Source organism: Streptomyces sp. CB00316, assembly GCF_001905595.1.
GTDB lineage: Bacteria > Actinomycetota > Actinomycetes > Streptomycetales > Streptomycetaceae > Streptomyces.
In genome coordinates, this window is sequence record NZ_LIXI01000001.1 from 577,507 (window position 1) to 592,561 (window position 15,055).

Below are 15,055 nucleotides of genomic sequence, written 5' to 3' on the forward strand. Positions count from 1 at the left end.
GAGACCTCAGCCCCGTACGTCCGGCCCCGCCCGGCGCTCCAGCGGGGCCGCGCCCGCCGAGTTCATCACGTTGAAGACCACGCTCCCCGCCCGGTAGCGGTCGTCCGTCCACTCGATGGCCCGTCCCGCCGCCGTGTACGTCAGGTGGCGCTGGCGCAGCAGCGGACTGGCCCGGCGCACCCGCAGCAGCCGGGCGTCCTCGCTGCCCGCCGCGACCGCGTCGATCAGGTGCTCGCCGTAGTGCGCGACGATGTCCGCCCGCTCCGCGATGCTGTCCATGATCGAGACGCAGTCCTCCGGCAGTGCCAGGACGGCCGGGGCCACCCAGTCCGCGTACACCGTCCGCTCCACCATCACCGGCTCCCCGTCCAGCCACCGCAGCCGCAGGACGTACAGCACCTCGCTGCCCGGCTCGGCGTCGAGGCGTTCGGCCTCCTCGTCGGTCGCGGTCCGCACCGTGCGGGCCAGGATGCGGCTGGCGACCTCGCACCCCATCGCCTGCGCCCACTGCGCGAAGCTGTTGAGCTGCTGGAAGCTCTGGCGGCGCTCCTGGCGCAGCACGACCCGGCGGGCCCCTTGCCGGGAGCCGATCAGGCCCTCGGAGGCCAGCAGCGCCACCGCCTGGCGGACCGTGCCGCGGGAGACCTTCCAGCGGGCGGAGAGGTCGCTCTCGGACGGCAGCCGGGAGCCGAGCGGATAGGTGCCGGTGCGGATGGCGTGCCGCAGCGACTCGGCGATCTCCCGGTAGCGCGTAGCGCCCATGCGTCCCCTCGGCTCTCCGTGCGCAGGATGCGCTGTGTACAGGTCCGCTTCTCGGTGACGGTCCTGCCACTCACTCTAGCGTCGTCGCAACGCGTTTCGATGCGAGGTCGTTATCTACCAGAACCCCTGGATAGTGAGCTTTCCTCTTCCCGCCCTCTTGCGGCAGCAGACATGGGACGTTAACTTCCCGGACACCTGGCCCGGGCGAACTGGTGCCAGCTTGTATGAACAAGTGGCCCTCACGCTTCGCTCCTGGGAGACCTACCGTGCGCAGAGCCCGACCCCGTCCCCGTATCCGCGCCAACAGCCGTGCCGTTGCCGCCCTCGCCCTCTCCACCGCCGCGCTCACCGCCCTCACCGCGTGCGGCGCCGCGCCCGAGGAGAAGGTGGCGACCGGTGCGAACGGGGTGAAGTCCACCGAGGCCACCTCGGTCGCCGACTTCGGCGGGCTGGAGAAGCTGGTCGCCGCCGCCGAGAAGGAGGGCGAGCTCAACGTGATCGCCCTGCCGCCGGACTGGGCGAACTACGGCGAGATCATCGAGGCCTTCCAGGCCAAGTACAAGATCAAGATCAAGAGCGAGACCCCGGACGCGTCCAGCTCCGACGAGATAGCCGCCGTCAAGTCCCGCAAGGGCCAGAAGCGCGCCCCCGACGTCCTCGACCTCGGCATCGCCTTCGCCCGCAGCGGCGCCGCCGAGAACCTCTTCGCCCCGTACAAGGTCGCCACCTGGGACAAGATCCCCGACAGCCAGAAGGACGCCGACGGCCGCTGGTACAACGACTACGGCGGCTATGTCTCCATCGGCTGCGACGCCGCCCGCATCAAGACCTGCCCCGAGACCTTCGCGGACCTGCTGAAGCCCGAGTACAAGGGCAAGGTCGCCCTCAACGGCAACCCGACCAAGTCCGGCTCCGCCTTCGGCGGCGTGTACGCGGCGTCCCTGGCCAACAAGGGGTCCTTCGGGGACATCCAGCCCGGCATCGACTTCTTCGGCAAGCTGAAGAAGAGCGGCAACTTCATCCCCGTCGAGTCCACCCCGGCCACCGTCGAGAAGGGCGAGACGCCGATCAGCATCGACTGGGACTACCTGAACGCCGGGTACGCCGACCAGTTCAAGGGCAAGGGCGTCGACTGGAAGGTCTCCGTACCGAAGGACGGGGTCTACGCCCAGTTCTACTCGCAGGCCGTCAACAAGGACGCCCCCCACCCGGCGGCCGCCCGCCTGTGGATGGAGTACCTGTACAGCGCCGAGGGCCAGAACCTCTGGCTCAAGGGGTACGCCCGCCCGGTGCTGCTGCCCGCCATGACCGAGGACGGGACGGCCGACAAGACCTTCGTCGCCAAGCTTCCCGCCGTCGAGGGCACGCCGACGTTCCCCTCCTCCGAGGAGCTCGACAAGGCCAACGCCACGCTCTCCGAGAACTGGGACAAGGCCGTCTCCTGATGACCCCATCCCACCCGACCGCCGCCCCGGGACCCGGGGCGGCCCCTGTGAAGGCCGGCGGCCCGACGCGCCGTCGCCGGCCGCCCCGCGCCTGGCTCGGGGCCCTCCCGCTGCTCGTCTTCGCAGGGCTCTGCTTCGGACTGCCCGCCGGCGCGCTGCTGTACGGGGCAATCACCCGTACCGACCCGGTCGCCGGCACCACGGAGTTCACCGGTGAGCACCTGACACGCTCGCTCCAGGGGCCCTACCTCACCTCGCTCACCGGCAGCGTCCAGCTCTCCGCGCTCACCGCCGCCATCGCCACCGTCTTCGGTGTGCTGATCGCCCAGGCCGTCGTCACCTCCCGGCGCGGCTCGCTGCGCGGGGCCGTGCTCACCGCCTCCGGCGTGCTCGCCAACTTCGGCGGCATCCCGCTGGCCTTCGCCTTCGTCGCCACCCTCGGCATCTCCGGTGTGGTCACGCAGCTCGGCCACCTGGACGCGCTCGGCTGGAACCTCTACTCCTTCACCGGGCTCACCGTCATCTACCTCTACTTCCTCATCCCGCTCATGGTGATCGTCGTCGTCCCGGCGCTGGACGGACTGCGCCCCCAGTGGCGGGAGGCCGCCCGCAACAACGGCGCCACCGCCTGGCAGTTCTGGCGGTACGTCGGACTGCCGGTGCTCGCGCCGTCGCTGCTCGGCGGGTTCGTCCTCCTCTTCGGGAGCGCCTTCGCCGCGCACGCCACGGCCGCCGCCCTCGTCGGCGGCTCCGTACCGCTGGTCACCCTGAAGATCGCCGACGCGCTCTCCGGGAACGTCCTGGTCGGCCAGGAGAACGTGGCCCTGGCGCTGAGCCTCGACATGATCGTGATCGCCGGACTGGTGATGGCGGTCTATCTGCCCCTCCAGCGACGGAGCTCCCGATGGCTGCACTGACCACCGCCGCCCCCGAGGCCTTCGCCCCGGGGAAGGCCCGCCGTACGCGCCCCCGCTACTGGCGCGGTGCCGTACTGGCCGTCGCCGGGCTGTACTTCGTCACCCCGCTGCTCTCCTCGTTCGTCTTCACCGTCCATGTGCCGAACCAGGGCCTCACCTTCGAGGCGTACACCGGCATCCTGTCGGCCGACGGGTTCACCGAGAGCCTGTTGCTCTCGCTCTCCCTCGCCGCCGCCACCATCGCGCTCGCCCTGCTGCTCGTCGTCCCCGCGCTCGTCGCGGTGCGGCTCGGGCCGCCCCGGCTGCGGGCCGTCGTGGAGATCGTCTGCATGCTGCCGCTGGTGGTGCCGCCGATCGCCCTGGTCACCGGGATCGCCACCGTGCTGCGCTGGGGCCCGGACCACTTCTCGCGCACCCCGCTCTACCAGACCTTCCTCGCCGTCCAGAACGAGTCGTTCCCGGTGGTGCTGGTGCTCGCCTACACCGTGCTGGCGCTGCCCTTCGTGCACCGCTCGCTGGACGCGGGACTGCGTGCCGTCGACGTGCCCACGCTGGTGGAGGCGGCCCGGAACTGCGGGGCGAGCCGGCTGCAGGTGATCGTGAGCGTCATCCTGCCCAACCTGCGCTCCTCGCTCGCCGGGGCCTCCTTCCTCACCCTGGCGCTGGTGCTCGGCGAGTACACCGTCGCCTCGCTGCTGGGCTTCCGGCCCTTCGCGGTGTGGATCGTCACCGTCTCCGGCGCGGAGGCCCGGATGTCGGTCGCCGTCTCCCTGCTCTCCCTGCTCATCACCTGGGCCCTGCTGCTCGTCCTCTCGCGCGCCGGAACCGGGTCCTCCGCCTCGGCCACCGCGATCCCGGCCGCCGGAGCCGGGCCCGCCACCGTCGTGCCGGGCGCCGGAGCCACCGCCTCCGCCCCGGCCATCACCACCGTCCCGGCCGCCGCCCCCACTCCCGTACCCGGCAAGGAGTAGCCACCCATGTCAGCCCTGCCCACCGCCACCGCCGGACGTCCCGAGCCGGCCAAGGCCGCCGCGTCCGACGGGCGGGCCGTCACCGGAGCCCGGGTGGAGTTCCGCTCCCTGCGCCGGGCGTTCGGCCCCACCGTCGCCCTCGACGGCCTCAACCTCACCGCCGAGCCCGGCGAGCTCCTCGCCCTGCTGGGCCCCTCCGGCTGCGGCAAGACCACCGCGCTGCGGGTCCTCGCCGGGTTCGAGCAGCCCGACTCCGGCGAGGTCCTCGTCGACGGAAAGGACATCACCCCGGTCCCCGCCAGCCGGCGCGACGCCGGGATGGTCTTCCAGTCCTACAGCCTCTTCCCGCACCTCAACGCCCGTGACAACGTCGCCTTCGGCCCTCGGATGAAGGGCGTCGCGACCGCTGAGCGGCACGCCACCGCGAACGAGCTCCTCGAACTCGTCGGGCTCCCCGCCCACGGAGACCGCTACCCGCACCAGATGTCCGGCGGCCAGCAGCAGCGCGTCGCCCTGGCCCGCGCCCTCGCCCTGCGCCCCAGGGTCCTGCTCCTGGACGAGCCGCTCTCGGCACTCGACGCAAAGGTCCGGCTCACCCTGCGCGAGGAGATCCGCCGCCTCCAGCTGGCGCTCGGGATCACCACCATCTTCGTCACCCACGACCAGGAGGAGGCCCTCTCCATGGCCGACCGGGTCGCCGTCCTCAACGCGGGCCGCCTGGAGCAGTGCGCGCCCCCCGCCGAGCTGTACGAGCGCCCCGCCACGCCGTTCGTCGCCGAGTTCGTCGGCACCATGAACCGGGTGCCGGGCCGGCTGACCGGGGACGGTTCGGTGGAGGTCGCGGGCGCCACCCTCCCGGTCGACGGGAACATCCCGGCGGGCCGGGGTCCGGTCGACGTCCTCATACGCCCCGAGAGCATCGGTGTCACGGCCGACGCGGACGGTACGGCCACGGTCGTCTCCGCCTCCTTCCTCGGCTCGGTCACCCGGGTCCTCCTCGACCTCCCGGACGGCGTCGCGATCAAGGCCGACCTCCCCTCCCGGGACGCCACGGAGCTCGCTCCCGGGGTGCGGGCCCGGGCCACCCCGGTCCGGCGCCCGGTGCTGGTCGTGCCCGTACGGGGGACGACGGCACCCGATGCCGTGAACGCCGACGACCACCGGGTGGAGGCGTGAAGACCGCCCCCGCCGCCGTCCTTTTCGACATGGACGGCACCCTGGTCGACACCGAGGTGCTCTGGTGGGAGACGGCCCGCGAGGTCGCGGCCGGGCTCGGCCACCGGCTGAGCGAAGCCGACGCCCCGGAGGTCGTCGGCCGGGCCGTCGCCGACACCGCCGCTCATCTGATCGAGGTGACCGGCGGCGACGCCTCCGCGCTCCCTGACACCGCCGCCGACCGGGCCGCCGCGCTGGAGCGCACCGCCGCCGAGCTGACCGACTCCTTCTTCCGCAAGGTCGACGCGGGCGCCCCGCTGCGCCCCGGAGCCGCCGCGCTGCTGGCTTCGCTCGAAGGCGCCGGAGTGCCGTTCGCCCTGGTCAGTGCCTCGCCCCGGAGCGTGGTGGACGCGGTGGTGGCCGGGTCGCTGGCCGGGGTGGACTTCGCCTTCACGCTGTCGGCCGACGACACCGTACGGACCAAGCCCTACCCGGATCCCTACCGCGCGGCCGCCGAGCGGTTCGCCGCCGACCCCGCCGCCTGTGTGGCGGTGGAGGACTCCCCGGACGGCACCGCCTCCGCCGACGCCGCGGGGTGTGCGGTGCTGGTGGTTCCGTCGCTGCTCCCGGTCGCCCCAGGGCGGGCGCGGACGTTCGCCCGTAGCCTGGAAGAGGTGGACCTCGGGGTGCTGAGCGACTGCCTGAGCCGTCCGAATCCTGAAATCCAGGGTCCGAAACCAGCGTGATTCGCGCCACCCTTGATCGGGGGTGCGCTCAGATGAGCGTTATGGCGGTGGCTGCACTTCTGGAAGACCTGGCACTCAGTGCCATGTGTCAGCCTTCGGGAAGTGTACTCAGGTGCGGAGTGGCCCGCTCACATGAGAGTCGAGGGTCAAGAAATGGCCATGCTGCCTTCAGGAACTGAACGGATAGCCGCGGCCCGCCCGCCGAAGAGCTTCTTTAGATCTGCTGGCGGACGGGTGGTTGCGGCCGTATGACGACCAAGTGGACGTACCCATACACCTTCGATCTGGGTATGTTCCTGGCCGTCAGGGCAGCCACCGCGTCCTCGAGGAGTCGAGACCCGTGTCGGAAAACAAAGATCCCCAGAAGTTCGTCTACGACTTCACCGAGGGCAACAAGGATCTGAAGGATCTTCTGGGCGGCAAGGGTGCCAACCTCGCCGAGATGACCAACCTCGGGTTGCCCGTCCCTCCGGGCTTCACCATCACCACCGAGGCGTGCAAGGTCTACCTGGAGAGCGGGCATGCGCCGAAGGCGCTGCGCGACGAGGTGAGTGCGCACCTCACCGCGCTGGAAGAGCGCATGGCCAAGAAGCTCGGCCAGGCCGACGACCCGCTGCTGGTCTCCGTCCGCTCGGGCGCCAAGTTCTCCATGCCCGGCATGATGGACACGGTCCTCAACATCGGCCTCTCCGACGCGTCGGTGGCCGGCCTCGCCACCCAGTCCGGTGACGAGCGCTTCGCCTGGGACTCCTACCGGCGCCTCATCCAGATGTTCGGCAAGACCGTGCTCGGCGTCGACGGCGACCTCTTCGAGGAGGCCCTGGAGGAGGCCAAGGCGGCCAAGAAGGTCACGGTCGACACGGACCTGGCCGCGGCCGACCTGAAGAAGCTGGTCAAGCAGTTCAAGAAGATCGTCCAGGACCAGGCCGGACGAGAGTTCCCGCAGAACGCGCGGGAGCAGATGGACCTGGCCATAAACGCGGTCTTCGACTCGTGGAACACCGACCGCGCCAAGCTCTACCGCCGCCAGGAGCGCATCCCCGGCGACCTCGGCACGGCGGTCAACGTCTGTTCGATGGTCTTCGGCAACCTCGGCCCCGACTCCGGTACGGGCGTCGCCTTCACCCGCGACCCCGCCAGCGGCCACCAGGGCGTCTACGGCGACTACCTCCAGAACGCGCAGGGCGAGGACGTCGTCGCCGGTATCCGCAACACGGTGCCGCTCGCCGATCTGGAGTCGATCGACAAGAAGTCGTACGACCAGCTCATGCAGATCATGGAGACGCTGGAGAACCACTACAAGGATCTCTGCGACATCGAGTTCACCATCGAGCGCGGCCAGCTCTGGATGCTCCAGACCCGGGTCGGCAAGCGCACCGCCGGTGCCGCCTTCCGGATCGCCACCCAGCTCGTCGACCAGGGCCTGATCGACGAGGCCGAGGCCCTCCAGCGCGTCAACGGCGCCCAGCTCGCCCAGCTGATGTTCCCGCGCTTCGACGACGAGGCGAAGACCGAGCTGCTCGGCCGGGGCATCGCCGCCTCGCCGGGCGCGGCGGTCGGCAAGGCCGTCTTCGACTCGTACACCGCGATCAAGTGGTCCCGCTCCGGCGAGAAGGTCATCCTGATCCGCCGCGAGACCAACCCCGACGACCTCGAAGGCATGATCGCCGCCGAGGGCATCCTCACCTCGCGCGGCGGCAAGACCTCGCACGCGGCGGTCGTGGCGCGCGGCATGGGCAAGACCTGTGTCTGCGGCGCCGAGGACCTGGAGGTCGACACCAAGCGCCGCCGGATGACGGTGGGCGGCAAGGTCATCGAGGAGGGCGACCTCGTCTCCGTCGACGGCTCCACCGGCAAGGTCTACCTGGGCGAGGTACCCGTCGTACCGTCGCCGGTCGTCGAGTACTTCGAGGGCCGGATGCACGCGGGCGCCGACGACGCCGACGAGCTGGTCGCCGCCGTGCACCGGATCATGGCGTACGCGGACCGGGTCCGCCGGCTGCGGGTGCGGGCCAACGCGGACAACGCCGAGGACGCGCTGCGGGCCCGCCGCTTCGGAGCCCAGGGCATCGGCCTGTGCCGCACCGAGCACATGTTCCTCGGTGAGCGCCGCGAGATGGTCGAGAAGCTGATCCTGGCGGACACCGACGACGAGCGCGAGAGCGCGCTCGCCGCCCTCCTCCCGCTCCAGAAGGCCGACTTCATCGAGCTGTTCGAGTCGATGGACGGGCTGCCCGTCACCGTACGGCTGCTCGACCCGCCGCTGCACGAGTTCCTGCCCGACATCACCGAGCTGTCGGTCCGTGTCGCGCTCGCGGAGTCCCGTAAGGACGCCAACGAGAACGACCTGCGCCTCCTCCAGGCGGTCCACAAGCTGCACGAGCAGAACCCGATGCTGGGTCTGCGCGGGGTGCGCCTCGGGCTCGTCATCCCCGGTCTGTTCGCCATGCAGGTACGGGCGATCGCCGAGGCGGCGGCCCAGCGCAAGAACGCCAAGGGCGACCCGCGCCCCGAGATCATGATCCCGCTCGTCGGCACGGTCCAGGAGCTGGAGATCGTCCGCGAGGAGGCCGACCGGGTCATCGCGGAGGTCCAGGCGGCCACCGACACCGACCTGAAGCTGACCATCGGCACCATGATCGAACTGCCGCGTGCCGCGCTGACCGCGGGCCAGATCGCCGAGGCCGCCCAGTTCTTCTCGTTCGGCACCAACGACCTGACCCAGACGGTGTGGGGCTTCTCGCGCGACGACGTGGAGGCCTCGTTCTTCACCGCGTACCTGGAGAAGGGCATCTTCGGGGTCTCCCCGTTCGAGACCATCGACAAGGACGGCGTCGGCTCGCTCGTACGCAGCGCCGTGGAGGCCGGCCGGGCCACCCGCCCGGACCTCAAGCTCGGAGTCTGCGGCGAGCACGGCGGTGACCCGGAGTCGGTGCACTTCTTCCACGAGGTGGGCCTGGACTACGTCTCCTGCTCGCCGTTCCGCATCCCGGTGGCCCGCCTGGAGGCGGGCCGGGCGGCTGCGCAGTCGCGCGGGAGTGACAGCCGTTGATGCGGTGCACATGACCAACTCCGGGGATCTATAAGGGAATTGGGTCGGATCCCTCACCAGCCCGCCACCCTGGCGAGATCCCCGGAACACCGAGAAGCGGCGGCACCCTGTGCGGGGGTGCCGCCGCTTCGCCTTGCCTGCGGAATATGTGGCGGCCATCGCCCCGGAGTGGAACCGGAGTGGGCCCGGAGCGGAATGTGCGCTACCGATGTGTCGCAGCACACATTGCTTCGTTTAATGCGCAAAGAAATCGGGATGGCTGCCCGATGGACCGGAGCGGGACCGGGGTGCGGTCCATGGATCCCCACCCATGGACCGCACCCGGCTTACCCCCGTCGGGTACGGAGCCGCACCGTCGCCCGCCGCCGCCGAACACGCAAAGCCCCCCACGGCCTTCACGTGCTCATCCGGCGGGCACCGGATGCGTACCCGACGTCGTACAGCTTTTCGGGTGAAGCGGAACGGGGCGAGACGTTTCACTTCTGGCCGAAACCCCGTGGTGACCTCCTGTGACGGTCCGCATACCCTTCGGTGGGGGCAATTGCGGATGCAACAGGTGGGGGAGTAGTGCTGCGTATCCATGTGTCCAGGCTGGACCTTTCGCGGGTGCGGATGGCCACGAGACCGGACGCGATGTGGGAAACGATTCTCAGTTTTCATCGACTGAGGGACCGGCGGGCTTCGACGGTGTTCGGGAAATGGCGGACAGAAACACGAGCTCGGTTGAATGGTGAAGCACAGCTGCTGTCGGCGGTCGTCCCGCCCCGCGGCTATTTCCCCGATTTCCTGACGCCCTCGCAGGAAGGCGCCGAGCCGTTCGGGCTCGACGTGGGAATGGAGGCACTGCGGGACACCTCCGCCGACCGCATCCGCCGCGAGCTGGACCTGATGGCGGCCGGACGGCGGCGGCAGCGGGGCGTACGAGGGGCCGGCTGCCCGGACGCCGGCGCGGGGCGGGTCACGGCCGCGCTGCCCGCCGCGCTCTCCGAGGGCCGCGCCGAACCCCTCGCCCGGCTCATCGGCGCCCTGCGCAGCTACCACGACGCCGCCGTCGAGCCGTACTGGCCGCACATCCGGGCCTCCATCGAGGCCGACCGGGCCGTGCGGGGCCGAGCACTCCTGGACGGCGGAGCCGACGGGCTGCTGGCGACCCTGCCGCCGATGATCCGGTGGCGGGCGCCCGTGCTGGAGGCGGACTACCCCGTCGACCGCGACCTGTACCTCGACGGGCGCGGGCTGCTGCTCCAGCCCTCGTTCTTCTGCCGGGGCACCCCCGTCGTCTACCGCGACCCGTCGCTCCCGCCCGTGCTCGTCTACCCGGTCACCCACCCCGGTGCCCCGGAGTTCGCCGAGCCCGGACCCTGGCTCGGCCGGCTCGTGGGCCACACCCGCTCCGCCGTCCTGCAGTCCATAGGCAACGGCTGCACGACGAGCGAACTGGCCCGCCGGGCCGGGGTGTCCCTCGCCTCGGCGAGCCAGCACGCCTCCGTCCTGCGCGAGGCGGGCCTGGTCCTCACCCTGCGCCACGGCAGCTCGGTGCTCCACACGCTGACCCCGCTGGGCGGCTCCCTGCTCCGGGGCGGCGCGCCGCTCGCCATGTCCTGAGGGGGGCGCCGCCGGGAGGCGGTGGAGAACCGTCGCGCGTACACCACACCTGGGAGGTCGTCCGGATGGACTCCTCCGCCGTCGAGGGCGAGGGCTGAGCCGGAGAGTGTGCGCCGGGGCCGGGAGAGCCCCGGCGCACACCGGGCGTCAGCTGCGGAACGGCCCCGTCACCTCGTACGTGATGCCACCGGACGAGCTGCCGCTGGTGCCACGCTGCGAGGAGAAGTAGAGCCGCTTGCCGTCCGGGGAGAACGCCGGGCCGGTGATCTCCGAGCCGGACTGGCCGGTGATCCGCAGGAACGGCGCCACCGTGTCGTTCGGCGTGATCAGGCAGATCTCCATGTTTCCGCCGTCCTCCGCCACGTACAGGTCGCCGGAGCCGGCCCGGGTGACGTTGTCGACACCGGTCAGCGGGGCGGCGCCGCCCGTCACCAGCGAGTCGTCGTACGCCAGCGAGATCGACGAGGTGTTCGCGTCGTACGCCCACACCCGGTTGTCGCCCTTGGTGGTGAACCAGCAGGTGCCCGCCGCGTAGAAGCAGCCCTCACCGCCGTTGAAGACCTTGGCGCCGGAGACCTGGTGGCGGGTCTGGGTCGAGGAGGCGGCCGGGTCCGGAACGTTGGCCCAGGTCACCGGCCCTGAGGTGCCCGTACCCGCCACCAGGACCTGGAGCGTGCCGCCCGACAGGTTGCCCCAGGTCGTGGGCCGGAAGCGGTAGAAGCGGCCGTCGCTCTCGTCCTCGGTGAGGTAGATGTAGCCGTGGTCGGGGTCCGCCGCGGCCGCCTCGTGCTTGAACCGGCCGAGCGCGGGCCGCCGCACGGCCGCGTTCACGCCCCACGGGTCGGTCTCGTAGACGTACCCCCTCGTGACCTCCTCGCAGGAGAGCCAGGTGTTCCACGGGGTGGAGCCGCCCGCACAGTTGATGTTCGTCCCCGACAGGATGCGGTAGGCGGACGTCACCGTGCCCGAGGAGTTGAACCGAACGGCGCTCGCCCCGCCGCCGCTGCCGGCGGAGACCTCGGCGTTGGAGACGTAGATCCACCCCGAGCCGTCGGCGTAGGTGGCCCCGCCGTCGGGGGCGCTGTGCCACCGGTAGGAGGTGCCCGCCACGGTCTGCCCCGACCGGGCGATGATGCGGCTGGTGAAGCCGCTCGGCAGCTGGATGCCGTTGCCGTTGGCCGCCTGCAGCGCGCCGTACGGGCCGGGGGCCGGCTGGGCGGGTGCGGCGGAGGCGGCGCCCCGCCACAGGGTGCCGCCGAAGGCCGCCGCCGAGGTGCCGACCACCGCCGTGCGCAAGAAGGTCCGACGTTCCACGATCACTCCACGGATGAGTGAGGGCCCGCCGCCCCGGACGGGACCGGCGGGTCGCGCGTCAGGACTGTAGGAGGACGTGGTTGACGCCCCGTCAACACGCGGTGAACGGCGGACGGCCGGGGCGGGGCCGGGCATCACCCCCGCCCGCGCCGGCCCGCCCGGGTCACTCCACCCGCACCGCGTACACCGGCACGGAGACCTCATCGTCGTCCAGGCACGCCCCCGTGGCCAGGTCGAAGCGCTGCTTCAGCAGTGGCGAGGCCACGAACGGCCGCCCGCCCGCCGAGCCGAGCAGCCCCCGGGAGAGGACGTACGCCCCGGTGAACGGGTCCCGGTTGCCGATCGCGCGCACCACCCCCGACCGGTCCATGAACAGGGCCGCCTGCCCGCCGTCCGGCAGCAGCACCGCGGCGCCGCGCCCGGGACTCAGCAGCTCCAGGTCGCAGACGGTGAGCCAGCCACCGTCGTGGGCGACCCGGACGACGGTCGCGGTGGTGCTCGGTGTGGTGGTGGTCATCAGGACGGGGTCCCTTCGAGAGTGCGGACGGCGAGCACGGGGCCCGCGAGCAGCTCCAGATCGGGCTTGATCTGGTCCCGCTCGGGGACGAACTTCACCGAGGGGTCCGGGGCGTCGGGGGCGTTGACGAAGGTCACGAACCGCCGCAGCCGTTCCGGGTCGCCGATGGTCTCGGCCCACTCGTCGCGGTAGCCGTTCACATGGTCCGCCATCAGCCTCTCCAACTCGTCGCAGAGCCCCAGCGAGTCGTGGACCACGACATCCCGTACGTGCTCCAGGCCGCCGTCGATCCGCTCCAGCCAGGCCGAGGTGCGCTCCAGGCGGTCCGCCGTACGGATGTAGAACATCAGGAACCGGTCGACGAGCCGCACCAGTTCGGCGTCCGAGAGATCCTGCGCCAGCAGATCGGCGTGGCGCGGGGTGGCCCCGCCGTTGCCGCCGACGTAGAGGTTCCAGCCGCCGGCCGTGGCGATGATCCCGAAGTCCTTGCCCCGCGCCTCCGCGCACTCCCGGGCGCAGCCGGAGACCGCGGACTTCAGCTTGTGCGGGGAGCGCAGGCCCCGGTAGCGCAGCTCCAGGTCGATCGCCATCCGTACGGAGTCCTGCACGCCGTAGCGGCACCAGGTCTGCCCCACACACGACTTGACCGTACGCAGCGACTTCCCGTACGCGTGCCCGGACTCGAAGCCCGCGTCGACCAACCGGGTCCAGATGAGCGGCAGTTGGTCGACACGGGCGCCGAAAAGGTCGATGCGCTGGCCGCCGGTGATCTTCGTGTAGAGGCCGAAGTCGCGGGCGACCTCGCCGATCACGATGAGCTTCTCCGGAGTGATCTCGCCGCCGGGGATGCGCGGGACGACCGAATAGGAGCCGTTGCGCTGGAGGTTGGCGAGGAAGTGGTCGTTGGTGTCCTGGAGGGACGCCTGCTCCCCGTCCAGGACGTAGCCGCTGGCGCCGACGGTCGGGGCGAGGGAGGCGATGACCGAGCCGACCGTCGGTTTGCAGACCTCGCACCCCTCCCCGCCGCGCGCCTCCTCGCGGCCGTGCGAGTCGAGGAGGGCGGTGAAGGAGGTGATGCCCAGCGTGCGGACGATCTCGTACAACTCGCTTCGGCTGTAGGCGAAGCAGCCGCACAGGCCGGTGTCCTGGCTCTGCGGCAGCAGTTGTCCGATCACCTTGACGCAACTGCCGCAGCCCGTTCCGGCCCGGGTGCACTTCTTGACCTCGGGCAGCGTGGTGTGCTCGCAGATCGCGCCCTTGGTCACGTTGTGGCAGGAGCAGATGACGGCGTCGTCCGGCAGCGCGGAGGGCCCCAGCGTCACCGGCCCGCCCGCCCCGGCGGGCAGCACCAGCTGCTCGGGGGAGACCGGCAGGACGCTCCCCGTCATCGGCCGCAGGGTGCCGTAGTCATCGGCGTCCCCGACCAGCACCCCGCCCAGCAGGGTCCCGTCCGCCCCGATGACCAGCTTCTTGTAGACGCCGGAGCGGGAGTCGGCGTACACCACGTCCAGCGCGCCCTCCGCACTCCCGTGCGCGTCGCCGAACGAGGCCACGTCCACGCCGAGCAGCTTCAGCTTCGTCGACATGTCTGCCCCGGTGAACCCGGCCCGCCCGCCGCCGATCACCTCGGCCACGGTCTCCGCCATCTCGTAGCCCGGCGCCACCAGGCCGTAGACCCGCCCGTCGGAGGCGAGCGCGCACTCGCCGATCGCGAACACGGCCGGGTCCGAGGTCCGGCACTCCTCGTCGACCACGATCCCGCCCCGCTCCCCGACCGCGAGCCCGCACTCCCGGGCCAGCTGGTCGCGTGGCCGCACACCCGCCGAGAAGACGACGAGATCGGTGGCGAGCGAGGACCCGTCGGAGAGCGCCATCCCGTTCACAGCACCGTCCGCGCCCGCGGTGACCTCCTGCGTACCGACCCCGGTGTGGACGGTCAGCCCCATGCCCTCGATCGTCCGCAGCAGGGCCGCGCCCCCGCCCTCGTCCACCTGGACCGGCATCAGCCGGGGCGCGAACTCCACCACATGGGTGCGCAGCCCGAGCCCCTTGAGCGCCCCCGCCGCCTCCAGACCGAGCAGCCCGCCCCCGACCACCGCGCCGGTCCGAGCCCCCTTCGCGTACTCCTCGATCGCGAGCAGGTCCTCGATCGTCCGGTACACGAAACAGCCCCGGGCGTCCTTCCCCGCCACCGGCGGCACGAAGGGGTACGAGCCCGTCGCCAGCACCAGCGTGTCGTACGGGAACACCGCCCCGGACCGCGCGGTCACCGTGCGGCCCGCCCGGTCGATGTGCTCGGCCGGGTCGCCGACGTACAGCTCGATCCCGTGCTTCTCCATGAACTCCGGCTCCACCAGCGAGAGTTCCTCAGGGGACCGCCCGGCGAAGTACGAGGTGAGCTGGACCCGGTCGTAAGCGGGTCGGGGCTCCTCGCAGAGCACGACGATCCGGGCCCGCCCGGCGGCCGGGGTCAGCCCGCGCGCGGCCAGGGACTCCAGGAACCGCTGGCCGACCATGCCGTGCCCGACGAGGACGAAGGTGGGGGTGTTCGGGATGGTGGTTTCCGGCATC

The 15,055-nt window shown here is 71.4% G+C and carries 11 protein-coding genes; 7 read left to right on the forward strand and 4 right to left on the reverse strand.

The features are described from left to right. Positions 1 to 6: 6 nt before the first annotated feature. Positions 7 to 762, reverse strand: coding sequence for a GntR family transcriptional regulator (locus tag AMK21_RS02490; RefSeq protein WP_073873664.1), 756 nt, complete (start codon positions 760 to 762; stop codon positions 7 to 9). A gap of 266 nt (positions 763 to 1,028) precedes the next feature. Between AMK21_RS02490 and AMK21_RS02495 the strand changes: the two genes are divergently transcribed. The 7 genes from AMK21_RS02495 to AMK21_RS02525 all read left to right on the forward strand — a co-directional run bounded on the left by AMK21_RS02495 (position 1,029) and on the right by AMK21_RS02525 (position 10,653). Next, complete coding sequence (locus AMK21_RS02495) at positions 1,029 to 2,207, forward strand: ABC transporter substrate-binding protein (RefSeq protein WP_073873666.1); 1,179 nt, start codon at positions 1,029 to 1,031, stop codon at positions 2,205 to 2,207. Continuing rightward, positions 2,207 to 3,124, forward strand: coding sequence for an ABC transporter permease (locus AMK21_RS02500; protein WP_073873668.1), 918 nt, complete (start codon positions 2,207 to 2,209; stop codon positions 3,122 to 3,124). The genes AMK21_RS02495 and AMK21_RS02500 overlap by 1 nt, the downstream gene beginning before the upstream one ends. Continuing rightward, complete coding sequence (locus AMK21_RS02505) at positions 3,112 to 4,095, forward strand: ABC transporter permease (RefSeq protein WP_073873670.1); 984 nt, start codon at positions 3,112 to 3,114, stop codon at positions 4,093 to 4,095. The genes AMK21_RS02500 and AMK21_RS02505 overlap by 13 nt, the downstream gene beginning before the upstream one ends. Positions 4,096 to 4,101: 6 nt before the next feature. After that, positions 4,102 to 5,271, forward strand: coding sequence for an ABC transporter ATP-binding protein (locus AMK21_RS02510; protein WP_234421805.1), 1,170 nt, complete (start codon positions 4,102 to 4,104; stop codon positions 5,269 to 5,271). Continuing rightward, complete coding sequence (locus AMK21_RS02515; RefSeq protein WP_267893892.1) at positions 5,268 to 5,996, forward strand: HAD family hydrolase; 729 nt, start codon at positions 5,268 to 5,270, stop codon at positions 5,994 to 5,996. The genes AMK21_RS02510 and AMK21_RS02515 overlap by 4 nt, the downstream gene beginning before the upstream one ends. Before the next feature lie 340 nt (positions 5,997 to 6,336). Then, the gene (gene ppdK / locus AMK21_RS02520; protein ID WP_073873672.1) at positions 6,337 to 9,048 is read left to right on the forward strand and encodes a pyruvate, phosphate dikinase; all 2,712 of its coding nucleotides are present in this window, start codon (positions 6,337 to 6,339) and stop codon (positions 9,046 to 9,048) included. 567 nt (positions 9,049 to 9,615) lie between these two features. Continuing rightward, on the forward strand, positions 9,616 to 10,653 hold the full coding sequence (locus tag AMK21_RS02525; protein ID WP_073873674.1) for an ArsR/SmtB family transcription factor: 1,038 nt from the start codon (positions 9,616 to 9,618) through the stop codon (positions 10,651 to 10,653). A gap of 147 nt (positions 10,654 to 10,800) precedes the next feature. On the opposite strand, the gene AMK21_RS02530 is transcribed toward AMK21_RS02525, so the two are convergent. The 3 genes from AMK21_RS02530 to nirB form a co-directional block, all read right to left on the reverse strand. Beyond that, positions 10,801 to 11,967: an alkaline phosphatase PhoX gene (locus AMK21_RS02530; RefSeq protein WP_073873676.1), complete on the reverse strand. Its 1,167-nt coding sequence runs from the start codon at positions 11,965 to 11,967 to the stop codon at positions 10,801 to 10,803. A gap of 163 nt (positions 11,968 to 12,130) precedes the next feature. Next, the gene (gene nirD, locus AMK21_RS02535) at positions 12,131 to 12,484 is read right to left on the reverse strand and encodes a nitrite reductase small subunit NirD (protein WP_073873678.1); all 354 of its coding nucleotides are present in this window, start codon (positions 12,482 to 12,484) and stop codon (positions 12,131 to 12,133) included. Further along, positions 12,484 to 15,054, reverse strand: coding sequence for a nitrite reductase large subunit NirB (gene nirB, locus AMK21_RS02540; protein ID WP_073873680.1), 2,571 nt, complete (start codon positions 15,052 to 15,054; stop codon positions 12,484 to 12,486). Before nirB ends, nirD begins: the two co-directional genes overlap by 1 nt. Position 15,055 lies beyond the last annotated feature (1 nt).